This is a genomic window from Acinetobacter sp. LMB-5 (assembly GCF_001541635.1).
Taxonomy (GTDB): domain Bacteria; phylum Pseudomonadota; class Gammaproteobacteria; order Pseudomonadales; family Moraxellaceae; genus Acinetobacter; species Acinetobacter pittii.
Genome location: NZ_LRDR01000008.1, coordinates 111,261 through 125,297 on the forward strand (window position 1 = coordinate 111,261; position 14,037 = coordinate 125,297).

The following is a 14,037-nucleotide window of genomic DNA, read 5'->3' on the forward strand; positions in this document are numbered from 1 at the left end:
CTAGATTTACAACAATGCAGATCGAATTCTATATCCAGACAAGACACCGCTTTTTGTTATGATAACTACAATATAAATAAAGGAAATAAGCATGTCCTTATTACGCTTAGACCGACTTCATTACTGTATTTTGATGAGTATGGGCTGTATTTCTAGCCCCATTGTTTGGGCAGATGACTCAGTTCAAGACATTGTTGTATTGCCAACCTTACATGTGGAAGCAACGCGTACCGATACAACCTATTTGCAAACACCAGCTTCGGTTTTTCGAATAGATGCACCTCAAGTTGATACTTCTTCACAAGTAAATTTAACCGAAGTTGTGAAGGGGATACCGAGTTTACAAATTCGTAATCGTGAAAATTATGCACAAGATTTACAGCTATCTATGCGAGGTTTTGGTGCACGCTCTACTTTTGGTGTTCGAGGCATTCGGCTTTATGTAGATGGTATTCCCGCAACAATGCCAGATGGGCAGGGCCAAACGTCTAATATCGATTTAAGTAGTTTGGATCATGTTGAAGTTCTAACGGGACCTTTTTCATCGCTATATGGAAACTCATCTGGCGGGACAATTTTAACTTCTACTAAAGAAGGACAAGGAAAAGATTCAATTGAGCTGAGCTATTCGGGAGGCAGCCACGATAAAAGCCGAGCTGGACTCGTGCTACAAGGTGGAGCAAAGGGTGCGAATGAACCGAGTTATGTTATTAGTTCATCATACTTCGATACTGATGGTTACCGAGAACATAGCGGTGCAGAAAAAGTATTAAATAATGCAAAACTCAGTTGGAGTCTTGATGATGGTAGCAAAATCAACTGGATAACCAACTATGTAAAAATTCATGCAGACGATCCAGGCGGTTTAACCCGTGCTGATTGGGAAAATAATCCAAAACAGGTTGTCCAAAATGTTTTAGATTACAATGCCCGAAAAGAAATCGATCAAATTCAAACAGGATTGACGTGGTCAAAACCAATTAATGACCAACATGAACTTTATGCAATGACCTATATGGGGCAACGTCAGGTAACACAATACCAATCGATTCCTGATACTGTACAGAAGAATCCAAATACACCGTACCAAGCTGGTGGCGTAATTGATTTTAAGCGTAATTATTATGGCGCTGATTTCCGTTGGACGGGCAAAGAGTTACTCCCAAATACTACTCTAAGCGTTGGTGTTGCACTTGATGCAATGAAAGAAGATCGACAAGGTTATCAAAACTTTAATGATACTGGTGATAAAGGTGTAAAAGGGGCTCTACGCCGTGATGAAGATAATACTTTGTGGAATATCGACCCATATTTACAAGCGTCATGGCAGTTCTTGCCTACATGGCGTTTAGATACGGGTGTACGTTATAGCAATGTCCATTACAAATCGAAAGATTATTATATTGTTGGTTTGAATGGAGATAATAGCGGTAAGACATCTTATGAAGAGGTGTTACCTTCAGTTGCTTTAAGTTGGCAAATCACTCCAGATGTTTTGGTTTATGCAAGCTACGCAAAAGGTTTTGAAACGCCAACATTTACTGAAATGGCCTACCCTGCACAAGGTGGTGCAAGTACTTTAGATTTAAAACCATCGACAAGTGATACTTATGAAACTGGTTTAAAGTCACAAAATCAATTAGGTGATTTTACGTTGGCAGTTTTCCAAACAAAAACTAAGAATGATATTGTTTCAGCGGAAAGCTTTGCTGGCCGATCAACCTTCCGCAATGCAGATAAAACCTTACGTGAAGGCGTAGAGTTTGCCTGGAATAAAAAGTTGTGGCGAGATTTAACAGCGATTGCAAGCTATACATATTTAGATGCAACCTTTGATTCTACTGTACCCGCAGCTGGGAAAATTTCTGAGATCCCAGAAGGAAATGCCATTCCAGGAATTGCTAAAAACCAGGCTTATGCCTCTTTAGCTTGGCAGCCATCGCACGGTCTATATGGCGGTGTAGAAGTACAGTATATGGATAAAGTATACGTGAATGATACCAACAGTGACGCAGCGCCAAGCTACAGTGTAACCTCAGCTAATGTGGGCTACGCATGGGTAATGGGCGACTGGAAAGTGAATAGCTTTGCCCGTGTAGATAACCTATTTGATAAAAACTATGCAGGTTCAGTGATTGTAAATGATTCAACTCAACCAGTTGGACGTTACTTTGAACCAGCGGATGGACGTAACTGGAGTGCAGGTTTACGTGTAATTAAGCAATTTTAGGAATTAAAAATGGCAAAATTATTTGAAACGGTTAACTTTGGTTCACTACAACTGGTCAATAGAATTGTAATTGCTCCAATGTGCCAATATTCGGCAACAGATGATGGTGAAATTACCTATTGGCATGAACAGCAATGGGCAAATTATGCATTATCTGGCGCTGGGCTTTGTATTGTAGAGGCGACTGCTGTACAACCTGAAGGTCGGATTAGCTATGCTGACCTTGGGCTTTGGAATGATCAACAACGTGACAAAATTAAAACGTTGTTAGCTAAGGTTCATACACTTTCACCGATGCCATTTGGAATTCAGTTAGCACATGCAGGCCGTAAAGCATCTACTGAAAAGCCATGGTTAGGCAAAGGACAAATTGCAAAAGATCAGCCTCATGGTTGGCAAACGGTTGCACCAAGTGAAAGTACTTTTTCTGTTCATGATGCGGCACCCCATGCTTTGACCATTGCTGAGATTAAACAAGTTCAACAAGACTTTGCAGCGGCTGCAAAACGTGCTGTAGAAGCTGGGTTTGAGTTGATTGAAGTTCATGCTGCACATGGTTATTTACTTCATCAATTCTTATCGCCAATTGCCAATCAGCGTACTGATGAATATGGCGGTTCTTTAGAAAACCGTATGCGTATGACTCTTGAGATTCTTCAAGCAATTAAACTCGCTGTACCAAAGGGTTATCCTGTTGGCGTTAGACTCTCTGCGACTGATTGGTTAGAGAGCATAGAGCATTGGGATGTTGAATCTACAGTGGGGTTATCAAAAGCTTTAGAGCAATTGGGTGCAGCCTATGTGCATGTGTCTAGTGGTGGTTTGCACGAGCATCAATCTATTACGATTGGGGCAGGTTACCAAGTTCCATTTGCTGAACAAGTTAAAAAGCATGTGTCTATTCCAGTTATTGCTGTAGGGTTAATTACTGAGCCAGAACATGCTGAACAAATTTTGGAAAACCAGCAAGCTGATGCTATTGGTCTTGCTCGTGCAATGTTATATGACCCAAGATGGCCTTGGCATGCAGCAGCGGCTTTAGGGGCAGAAGTTAAAATTGCCCCTCAGTATTTACGTTGCCAACCTCATGGCTTAAAACAGCTTTTTAACTCTTTTTAATTGTATTGGGCAAAGTCATCTTTGCCCATTTTTCTTTCGCTAAGTGAGGACGGTCAGTGGTTTTTCAGGTTATTTTACCTATCTTGATATTGCTATTGATGGGCTATGTTTGTGTCCTCATCAAATTGGTAACACCTGAACAGATCAGGGCTCTTAGCGCATTCGTAATTAAAATTTCTTTACCAGCTTTTTTAATTCATTCTTTGGCAAATAAAAACTTACAAGACATTTGGCACCCCGCTTATTTTATTGCTTATGGCGGTGGATCTTTAATTTTATTTTTCTTGGCTTTCATTCTCTATCGAAAATATTTTAAAAATAGCTTAACCCATAGCGCTGTCATATCGATGGGGGCATCTATGTCCAATACTGGATTTATGGGAACAGCTATTCTAACCATGTTGATAGGTAATCACGCTGCAATCTATATTTCTTTAACACTCATCATTGAAAATTTATTGATTGTGGCGCTCATGCTGATTTTGGCCGAAGCTGGTTTACATCAACAACAAAATCTTTTACCGCTTTTAAAACAGACATTTTTAAACTTACTCAAGAATCCTGTCATTATCGCGATTTTGGTTGGGATGGGATGCATTCTTTTAGATGTTAACCTTCCTGCGACGCTTGATCAGTCTTTAGAGTTACTTGGGCGTACAGCTTCGCCTTTGGCCTTGTTTGCAATTGGCGGGAGTTTGGTGGGTATTGGAATAACAACGGTAAATATAGAAAGTGTTTTGTTGGCGACCTTTAAAGTTGTGCTAATGCCATCTGTTATTTTTGCACTTTTTTTAATAACTCCAAATGTAAGCCGTGAAATGCTTTACGCAGGAACATTAATCGCTGCTTTACCAATGCCGATTGCTTTCGGAATTTTTGGACAGGCTTATGGCTTAAATGAAAAAGCCTTAACCCCGCTTATGATTAGTACAATTGTTGGTTTTATTGGGGTGAGCTGGCTGATTGCTTTGTGGTGGTAAAAGAAAAGCCCCATAAGGGGCTCATCATCCATTATTTTTTCGGTGCTGGTTGTGCGGGAGCATTTGCAGCCTGTTTACTCTTTTCTGCAATAATCTTATCAACCGAAGCTAACGATTCTTTAGCATTTGGAACATTTTGATTGGCAAGTTCAGTAAAGATCTTTTTAGCCTGCGGTAGATTTTGCGGAATGATATTGCCATTCGCCATCATGGTTGCTAAAGCCATCGATGCAGGCGCATAGCCTTTTTGTGCAATTGACTGTAAAGCTTCGATACCTTGGCGTTTCATTAAAGGATTTTTATTTTCAACGCCTTGGCTAATGTCATAGAGTGCTTTGACCTGAATAGCAGGGTAGTTTCCTTTTCGAATTAAAGGCGCCAATTTTTGAAGGGCAATTTGATGTGACTGCGGTTTTTTCTGAGCAAATAAAATCGTCGCGATTTTCACAGTTGCATCATCAGAACCTTGAGCCGATGCCTTTTGAATATATTGACTGAATTTGTTGCTGTCTTTGGCAACCCCTAATTCACCAGTCTCATAAATTTGTGCAAGCGTGTAACTCGCTTGGGCGTAACCTTTATTTGAAGCATCTTCATAATATTTGAGGGCTTTAGAAGAGTCTTTTGCTGTACCTTGGCCCATTTGAGTCATATAGCCTAAGTTATAGATGGCTTGGGCATTCCCTGTTTGGGCTAGGCGTTGCATTTCTTGAAATGCGGCAGAGTAATTTTTTGCTGCGTAGAGTTGTTCAGCTTGTTTGAAAACATCGGTTTTAGCAGCAGTCGCCGTGTTATCAGCTGCAAAAATTGATGCACTTGAAAGGGTGATTAGGCTTGCGATTAGTAATTTCTTCATTTCTTTTTAACCTTTTACTTCGTAGCTACATCATTCCATTGATGCATTAAATAGTTTCAATTTCTCATCATAAATATTGATTGCTGAAAGTAAACAGCCGATTTGTATATAAAGCGCTGCACTTTGGGCAAATTGTGGAGAAAAAAAGACCCACTCACATTCATATAACGGAGTGGGTAATATTATTATTTTGCTGACTGAAGTAATGCTTCAATTTGTTTGGCATCACTTGGTACACCAGAGAGTCTTTGGCCATCTTGCAAGAACAGGGTAGGTGTTCCATCTATATTTAATTTTTGACCTAAAGCAATATTTTTCTGAATTGGGCTTGAGCAACTTTTGCTATTAGTCGGCAATTTGCGATTAAGCATATAGTTTGTCCAAGCTTCTGCCGGATTTTTTGAACACCAGATTTGATTTGAAACTTTTTCAGCATTTGGATGCAAACTAGTAAGAGGATAAAGGAACACATATACGGTTACGTTATCAACCCCAACCATATTTTGTTCTAGGCGCTGGCAATATGGGCAATCTGGGTCACTAAAGACATAGAGCGTACGTTCGCCTTTACCTTTTACATATTTAATCGCCTGATTTAATGGCAAACTTTTAACGTCAATCTTACCCAATTCGGCAATACGTTCTTCAGTCATATTTTTTTGTTGTTTAATGTCGACTAAATTACCAACAAAAAAGTACTTCGCATCTTGATTAGTATAAACAATGCGGCCGCTTGTATAGACTTCATAAATGCCTTGTACAGGCGATTGATAAACACCTTTTACAGGCAAATCCGGATAATTCGTCTTAAGATTTTGTTCAAGTGTTTTAACATCAGCATGAGCAGAACCGAAAATAGCCAGACTCAACATGAGTGTAGCAAGTTTAGTTTTCATCTTTTTTCTCTTTAATTTCAATAGGGCTAATGATGGCATATAAAGCTTAAAAAATTGATGTTCTAATCCAATGAAATCATTAGTGTTTTGTATCTATAAAAAAGCCCACTAACTTAGCAGTGGGCAGTTTGGACTAATAAAAATTATTATTGTGGTCTTGCAACATCACCACTTAAAGCTTCAGGTAACTCAAGAACTTGAAGTCCTAACTCTTGTAGAGCAGCAGGTTTCGCAACAACTAAAGCAAGATAGCCTTCATCATTTGCAATACTATTGACGACTTCAACATCATTATTTAATTGAGTTGCTGAAGCAGGTGCTTCACCTGTACCCTGAACCAGATGTAACCAGTGTTTTGGTTTTGCTTTAAACCAAAGACGCGCCACAATTTCCTGACCTAGGTAACAACCTTTGTCGTAATTGACACCTTCACGTTGATGTAAACGTAATTCCTGTGGTTGGAATTCATGTTCAGTAGCCTGTGTAATCCAAGCTTGACCAGTCATAATGGCTTGTTTTTGCCATTCTGAAATATCAGTTTCAGCAGTAGTGAATTCAGTTTGATGATCCTCAACTTTTGGGAACACAGTGCCTTGTTCACTTAAGGTCATTTTTGAAAAGGCACCATACTTTTTAATATGCTTGGCGAACTCTTCAGCTTGATCTTGAGTAACTACAATTTCAAAACTTTCAGGATTAATCTTCTTTAGCCACAGCCCAAAGTGAATACGACCTTTAAGATCACAAATGGCTGTATAGCGAGTTGTATTTTCAGCTAAACGTTCAGTATCTACAGTAACTTGGCCTTGTAAAAACTTTTGTGCATCTACACCGTTTAAAGCATATGAGGAGAAAGCGAGCAGACTCATGGTTAATCTCAAATTCAATATGTTTCTTTATGATTGCTGACTATTTTGCTCCATTTTTACTAAAAAATCAGCCATAGTTTTCGTAATTTGAGTTTGTCCTGAAGTTGGCTTTTTTGTTTAAAAAAACACCAAAAATATACGTTCGGATAAATCGGAAGGTTTAAGCTAATAGCCATAATTTCGATAATTTAAAAGAAATTAAAATAAGGAGAATATGATGGCAACAGGTACAGTGAAATTTCATCGCGTGTTTAAGGCACCAGCCGAGCGAGTCTATCGTGCATTTTTAGATCCAGATGCTTTAGTCAAGTGGTTACCGCCCCACGGTTTTACTGCGAAAGTTCATAGTTTTGATGCAAATGTTGGTGGCTCATACAAAATGAGTTTTACCAATTTTTCAACAGGTTCAACACATGCTTTTGGCGGAACATATGTGGAATTAGTTCCAAATGAACTAATTCGCTACAACGATCAATTCGATGACCCAAATTTACCTGGGACTATGCAGGTTACTATTACATTAAAAAGCGTATTGGTAGGTACAGAAGTGCATATTACGCAAGAAGGAATACCGGAAGTTATTCCTGTGGAAGCCTGCTACTTAGGTTGGCAAGAGTCCCTATCTTTGCTTACTTTATTGATTGAAGCTGAAATTCCCGATCAATAAAAAGTTATTTTTAGAGTCACATAGAAAAGTGAGTAGATTTATTTCTGCTCACTTTTTCTTTTTGAGCTTTATTCTAAATGAATAAAATATAGAATAATTTTATAACTCCAAAATATAAACAATATGCAGAGAAAAACGATGGATATACATATTAAAAGAATTTATGAAACTGCTGAGCCCAGTGATGGAAAGCGAATTTTGGTTGACCGTTTATGGAGTAGGGGAATTAGTAAGGAGAATGCCCACTTAGATTTGTGGCTAAAAGAAATAGCACCATCGACCGAGCTTAGAAAATGGTTTCATGCTGCAACACCAGATCATTGGCACGAGTTTAAACAGCGCTATTTAAAAGAGCTTGAGACCAATTCCGCAGTTCAAGAGCTACAACAAATCGCATTGAAGAATACGATCACACTTTTATATTCAGCCAAAGATGTTGAAAACAATCACGCAATTATTTTGAAGGAATATTTATTAAGTAAAAACTTAAAATAATATATAAATTTTTTTTTGGTAAAAGTCTATTATTTAAAACTTTAAAAAATGAGTCATTTCTCGCATAATATACTTTTTGAGATTTTTTTCATGTCTTTGCCAAACTGCCCAAAATGCCAATCAGAATATACTTACCAAGATGGCGACCTATTGATTTGTCCTGAATGTTCACATGAGTGGAAAGAAGGAGAAGCATCAGCAACTGAAGAACAAGAAATTATTAAAGATGCAAATGGAAATGTCTTGGCAGATGGTGATAGCGTCACTGTAATCAAAGACTTAAAAATTAAAGGTTCTTCTTCAGTCGTTAAAGTAGGTACGAAGGTAAAAACGATTCGTCTAGTGCCAGATGCAAGTGATGGTCACAATATTGATTGTAAAATTGATGGTATTGGTCAGATGAAATTAAAATCTGAATTTGTAAAAAAAGCTTAAACTGTTAATTATTATTACATTTCAGCAGAGATATACGTTTATATCTCTGCTTTTTAAATTTCTAACATCATTATAATTTTATTACGAAAAAGTATAAAAAATGGACTATTCAAGGAATGTTCGCGCCTTTATATTGTCATTAATAAAAAATAACTTTCGTCCAGAATAATAACGAAAGTCATACCCACACCAACAAAAAAATGAGGTTTTTATGGCAGGATGGTACGAAATTTCACAAGCGAGTGATGGACAATACCGTTTTATCTTGAAGGCAGGAAATGGTGAACCTATTTTAAATAGTGAGCTATATAAGGCAAAAGCCTCTGCTGTAAATGGTATTGAGTCAATTCAGAAAAACAGTGGTGATGACGCCCGATATGAGCGTTTAACTGCAAAGAATGGGAAACCTTATTTCAATTTGAAAGCTGCAAATCATCAGATTATTGGTACGAGTCAGTTTTATGCGAGTGAAGCTTCACGAGATAAAGGAATTGAGTCGGTTAAAAACAATGGTTCATCAACGACTGTTAAGGACTTAACGGTTCAGGCATAAAAATTGAGTTAAAAAAAGCAGCTTCGAAAAGCTGCTTTTTTATTTAGGTATTTATTAACGCGCTAACTTAACTAAAAGTTCTTCTTTAGTTAAATTGCTCGCTTCAGCATCGCGGCGGCCTTTATATTCAAAAGTACCCGCATCAAGACCTTTTTCACCAATCACAATACGGTGCGGAATACCCATTAATTCAAGGTCAGAGAATTTAACGCCTGGGCGTTCGTTACGATCATCAAGTAATACATCAAAACCTTGAGCTTGAAGTTCTGCATACAGAGACTCTGCTGCTTCAAGAGTACGTGGTGATTTGTGCGCATTCATTGGAACAATTGCAATTTCAAATGGTGCAATAGCTTGAGGCCAGATAATACCTTTGTCATCATAGTTTTGTTCAATTGCAGCTGCAACAACACGTGTTACACCAATACCGTAGCATCCCATAGTTACTGTAAATGGTTTGCCATCTTCACCTAAAACTTTACAGCCTAAAGCTTCAGAGTATTTAGTACCAAGCTGGAAAATATGACCTACTTCAATACCACGTTTAATTTGTAGTGTACCTTTGCCATCTGGAGATGGATCGCCTTCAACCACATTACGTAAGTCAAAAACTTCGCTAATTTGCGCATCACGTTCCCAGTTTACGCCAACCGCATGTTTGTCCGCTTCATTTGCACCCGCAACGAAGTCAGAAAGAACCGATGCAGCACGGTCAACAATTACGGTTAAGCCTTTTTCGACTAAACCTTGTGGACCAGTAAAGCCAGCAGTTAAACCAAATGCTTGAAGTTGTTCTTCAGTTGCAAAAGTAAGAGGCGCAGCAACTAACGGATGCTTCTCAGCTTTAATCTCATTAAGTTCGTGGTCACCACGTACAAATAGAGCAACGACAGGAACATTACCTTTTTCATCAGCAATGCCTTGAACCAATAATGCTTTAACAGATTGCTTTGGATCAGCATTTAAGAATTGGCAAACATCATCAATCGTTTTTTGGTTTGGTGTTTCAACCAATTTAAATTCTTGTGTCGGTGCTGCGCGTTCACCCACCAAAACAGCCTCAGCCATTTCAACGTTTGCTGCATAATCAGATTCAGTTGAAAATGCGATGTCATCTTCACCACTAGCAGCCAATACGTGGAATTCGTGCGAAGCTGAACCACCAATAGAACCTGTATCTGCTTGTACTGGGCGGAAATCTAAACCTAAACGAGTGAAAATACGACTATAAGTGTCGTACATCACATCATAAGTTTCTTGTAATGACTCTTGAGTTGCATGGAAAGAATAAGCATCTTTCATGATGAACTCACGTGAACGCATTACACCAAAACGTGGTCGAATTTCATCACGGAATTTGGTTTGAATTTGATAGAAGTTTACAGGGAGCTGCTTATAACTTTTTAATTCGTTACGCGCCATATCTGTAATAACTTCTTCATGCGTTGGCCCAAGTACGAATGGGTTCGTATGACGATCTTTAAAACGTAATAACTCAGGGCCATATTGTTCATATCGACCTGATTCTTCCCAAAGACTTGCAGGTTGAGTCACGGGCATGAATACTTCCATCGCGCCTGAACGGTTCATTTCTTCACGAACAATCGCATCTACTTTTTTAAGCACACGTGTTCCCATCGGCAGCCATGTATATAAACCAGATGCCAATTTACGAATCATCCCCGCACGTAACATGAGCTGGTGTGAAATCACTTCAGCATCATTTGGGGTTTCTCTCAACGTTGCAAATAAAAAGCGGCTTGCGCGCATGGAAAAAGTCCTAAAAGTTAAGCGTTATAAAAACGCAGATTATACGATAATCGCTGCATTATGACATGAATCGTCGTGTTTGACGCAGCATAAAGTTTTTCAAGTCATCCAGATAAGTGAAAATGACGGGTACAACCACAAGAGTCAACAGAGTAGAGGTTATCACACCACCAATAACCGCATGAGCCATTGGCGCGCTTTGCTCACCGCCTTCGCCGAGACCTAAAGCTAAGGGAACCATCCCCATCACCATAGCACTTGTGGTCATCAAAATTGGACGTAAACGGGTCTTACCAGCTTGTAAAATAGCGTCATAACGGCTCACACCCTGATCCATCGCTTTCTTAATAAAATCGATCAGCAAAATCGCATTTTTAGTGACAAGCCCCATCAGCATAATAATACCAATAATCGAAAACAGATTTAGCGTGCTTTGGAACAGGAATAAGGCAAGAAAAACACCAATCAATGATAAAGGTAAAGAGGCCATAATTGCTGCGGGATGAATAAAGCTATTGAACTGAGAACCTAACACGATATAAATAAATACAATCGATAGGGTAATGGCTGTTAATGCGTATCCCGCAGATTCAGCCATATCGGCGTTTGCTCCTTGAGTATCGAATGTATAGCCCGCCGGTAGCTTAAACGCCTTTTGCATTTTGTCGATGTCTTGACCAATATCTCCGCTCGGGCGACCTGAGGTATTTGCCTCAATAAGAACCTCACGTTCAAGATCACGTCTGTTAATTTGCGAAGCCCCAAGCTTTTCTTCGGTCGTTGCGATGGCACTCAATGGAACTAATATATTTTGTCCAGCTGCATTAGTTTTATTAGAGTTGATATATAAATTTTGAACATCTTGCGGAAGCATACGTTTATTTTCATTTAAACGTAAATTTACATCATAAGTTTCGCCGTCGCGGTCTTCCCAAGTGGTGACATTATCGCCCGCAATTAATGGTCGAATGGCATTCGCAATTTGGGAAACAGATAAGCCCAAATCACTTGCTAGCACGTGATTAATATGAACACCTAAAGTTGGTTTAGGTTCTTTCAATGAGCTTTCTAAATCAACTACGCCTTTAATTTTTTCCATTTCAGCGATAAAGCGATCTGAAATTTTTTGTAGTTCATTTAGGTCAGATCCTTTAATAGAAATCATGATTGGCTTTTGTCCGCCAGAGACAGAGTCTTGTGCTGCGGCAACAGAGGTCACTCGAATACCCGCTACAGTTTGCAAACGGTCACGGAACTCATTGTTGAGAGTATTCAGATCTGAGCTACGTTCTTGTTTCGGTTTTAAGGTCACCCCTAAACCTGCATGATTTTTACCAGAGTCTACTTCACTGTTAACCACGCCATAAGTAGAAACCACATCAGGGAATTGTCTAATAATTTGATCGACCTGATGTAATTTGGCTTGGGTATATTCTAAAGAAGAATCTACAGGAGTCTCGAACTGGATACGGACTTCACCTTTATCTGGTGTAGGTACAAATTCGGTTCCAATCAGTTTCGATAGCCCTAATGCAGCAAATAATGAAGCGATTGCAACAATGACGGTAATAAAACGAAAGCGTAGAGCAAGCTTTAATAGCTTTTCATAAACATGAGTAAGCCGATCTAGCAAATTAGAAATATGGTTAAAAAAACGTTGTAGCCAATTATCTTTTTTCTTTACAGGATCTTTCCAATGAGCTGAAAGCATTGGATCGAGCGTAAAGCTAATAAACATTGAAATTAAAACAGCCGTACTGACAGTTACACCAAATTGATAAAAGAAGCGTCCAATCAGACCACCCATAAAGGCTACGGGTAGAAAGACTGCCACAATAGTAAGCGTGGTTGCGAGTACAGCTAAACCAATTTCTTTTGTCCCTTCAAGAGCAGCGGTCACATGGTCTTTGCCCAGTTCAGTATGTCGGACGATATTTTCGCGAACTACAATTGCATCATCAATGAGTAAACCAATACTGAGTGATAAAGCTAACAGCGTCATCATATTAATGCTAAACCCGAAAGCCCAAATAAAAGTTAAGGTTCCGAGCAAGGTAATCGGTAAGGTTAGACCAGTAATAACTGTAGAGCGGAAAGAGCCTAAAAAGAGTAAAACAATGAGAACTGCTAAAGCAGCACCTTCAATAATTGTTCGAACAACATCTTTGATTGAAGCGCGAATACCTTTAGAGCTATCAGCTACGACTTTGTAATCTAAGCCCGCAGGCATTTGATCTTTTAATTTCTCTAACGTTAGATAAGTCTGATCGACGACTTTAATTACATTGGCATCGGAACTTTTTAAGATATCTACTGAGACCGCAGTTCTTCCATTATAAAAGGCACTCGATTGTAGTTCGGCTTGTGTGTCCTCAACAGTTGCTACTTGCTTTAAAAAAATGGGTGAACCATTTTTATTGGCAATGACCAAATCACCAAATGCAAGGGGATGAATAACTTTTGATTGAATCTGTACAACCAGTTCAGAATTTTTTTGCTGTAAGGTCCCTGCAGGCACTTCAATATTTTCATTTTTTAGCGTGTTAATGACCTGATCAATACCAATGCCGTAGCTTTGCAATTGTGCAGGAATAACCTTTATTCGTATTTGCCGTTTAGCGTCGCCCAATAAATTCACATTACCGACACCCGAAACCGTTTTAAGCTGAGGTACGATTTTTTTATCTACATACGAACTTAATTGCGCCAAACTCATGCTGTTTGATTCAAATACGACTGACATGATTGGGCTAGAAGAGGGGTCATAGCGTTGCACAATCGGTGTATCAATTTCATCACGGAACTGCGCTGTGACGGGTGCAATTTTGTCACGAACATCTTGTGCTGCAATCGCCGAAGAAGTATCAAGATTAAACTCGGCAATCACCATTGAAAGGCCTTCACTTGAGCGTGAAGTAATTTGTTTAATTCCTGAAATTGTATTGATTTGATCTTCAAGTTTTTTTGTTATATCTGACTCAACCGCTTCTGGTGACGCACCCGCATATTGTGTGGTGACTACTACGAATGGGAAATCTATATTTGGAAACTCTTCGACAGTCATACGTTTCCAAGAGGCCAACCCGAGTACCATTAAGCTGAGCATCATCATAATGGTAAAAACGGGGTATTTCACACTGATTCGAGTAAACCACATACGCTATTTG

General features: G+C 39.0%; 13 protein-coding genes. 7 read left to right on the forward strand and 6 right to left on the reverse strand.

Features of this window, described 5'->3' with window-relative positions; translation table 11 throughout:
• Positions 1-91: 91 nt before the first annotated feature.
• From AW165_RS12645 to AW165_RS12655, 3 genes are read left to right on the forward strand one after another with little or no spacing between them, the layout of a single operon-like run.
• A complete protein-coding gene (locus AW165_RS12645) occupies positions 92-2,230 on the forward strand; it encodes a TonB-dependent receptor family protein (RefSeq protein WP_060466034.1) in 2,139 nt (712 codons plus the stop codon).
• Between the two features lie 9 nt (positions 2,231-2,239).
• Complete coding sequence (locus AW165_RS12650) at positions 2,240-3,349, forward strand: NADH:flavin oxidoreductase/NADH oxidase (RefSeq protein ID WP_060466035.1); 1,110 nt, start codon at positions 2,240-2,242, stop codon at positions 3,347-3,349.
• Between the two features lie 56 nt (positions 3,350-3,405).
• Entirely contained in the window at positions 3,406-4,329 is a 924-nt protein-coding gene (locus AW165_RS12655; RefSeq protein WP_060466036.1) for an AEC family transporter, read from the forward strand.
• A gap of 31 nt (positions 4,330-4,360) precedes the next feature.
• On the opposite strand, the gene AW165_RS12660 is transcribed toward AW165_RS12655, so the two are convergent.
• The 4 genes from AW165_RS12660 to AW165_RS19315 all read right to left on the reverse strand — a co-directional run bounded on the left by AW165_RS12660 (position 4,361) and on the right by AW165_RS19315 (position 7,126).
• Entirely contained in the window at positions 4,361-5,185 is an 825-nt protein-coding gene (locus tag AW165_RS12660; protein WP_060466037.1) for a tetratricopeptide repeat protein, read from the reverse strand.
• 185 nt (positions 5,186-5,370) lie between these two features.
• Positions 5,371-6,081, reverse strand: coding sequence for a DsbC family protein (locus tag AW165_RS12665; RefSeq protein WP_002116329.1), 711 nt, complete (start codon positions 6,079-6,081; stop codon positions 5,371-5,373).
• A gap of 146 nt (positions 6,082-6,227) precedes the next feature.
• Complete coding sequence (locus tag AW165_RS12670) at positions 6,228-6,950, reverse strand: YgfZ/GcvT domain-containing protein (protein ID WP_060466038.1); 723 nt, start codon at positions 6,948-6,950, stop codon at positions 6,228-6,230.
• 59 nt (positions 6,951-7,009) lie between these two features.
• A complete protein-coding gene (locus tag AW165_RS19315) occupies positions 7,010-7,126 on the reverse strand; it encodes a hypothetical protein (RefSeq protein ID WP_002116161.1) in 117 nt (38 codons plus the stop codon).
• A gap of 38 nt (positions 7,127-7,164) precedes the next feature.
• Here AW165_RS19315 and AW165_RS12675 point away from each other — a divergent pair, with 38 nt between their 5' ends.
• From AW165_RS12675 to AW165_RS12690, 4 genes are all read left to right on the forward strand, one after another.
• Positions 7,165-7,617: an SRPBCC family protein gene (locus AW165_RS12675; protein WP_014207573.1), complete on the forward strand. Its 453-nt coding sequence runs from the start codon at positions 7,165-7,167 to the stop codon at positions 7,615-7,617.
• Positions 7,618-7,755: 138 nt separating this feature from the next.
• The gene (locus AW165_RS12680) at positions 7,756-8,112 is read left to right on the forward strand and encodes a DUF488 domain-containing protein (protein ID WP_060466102.1); all 357 of its coding nucleotides are present in this window, start codon (positions 7,756-7,758) and stop codon (positions 8,110-8,112) included.
• Between the two features lie 90 nt (positions 8,113-8,202).
• The gene (locus tag AW165_RS12685; RefSeq protein WP_002116259.1) at positions 8,203-8,547 is read left to right on the forward strand and encodes a zinc ribbon domain-containing protein YjdM; all 345 of its coding nucleotides are present in this window, start codon (positions 8,203-8,205) and stop codon (positions 8,545-8,547) included.
• 211 nt (positions 8,548-8,758) lie between these two features.
• Positions 8,759-9,100, forward strand: coding sequence for a YegP family protein (locus AW165_RS12690; protein WP_005064346.1), 342 nt, complete (start codon positions 8,759-8,761; stop codon positions 9,098-9,100).
• 54 nt (positions 9,101-9,154) lie between these two features.
• On the opposite strand, the gene AW165_RS12695 is transcribed toward AW165_RS12690, so the two are convergent.
• Positions 9,155-10,870, reverse strand: a complete 1,716-nt coding sequence (locus tag AW165_RS12695; protein ID WP_060466039.1) for a proline--tRNA ligase — start codon at positions 10,868-10,870, stop codon at positions 9,155-9,157.
• 58 nt (positions 10,871-10,928) lie between these two features.
• On the reverse strand, positions 10,929-14,027 hold the full coding sequence (locus AW165_RS12700) for an efflux RND transporter permease subunit (RefSeq protein ID WP_060466040.1): 3,099 nt from the start codon (positions 14,025-14,027) through the stop codon (positions 10,929-10,931).
• Positions 14,028-14,037: the final 10 nt, after the last annotated feature.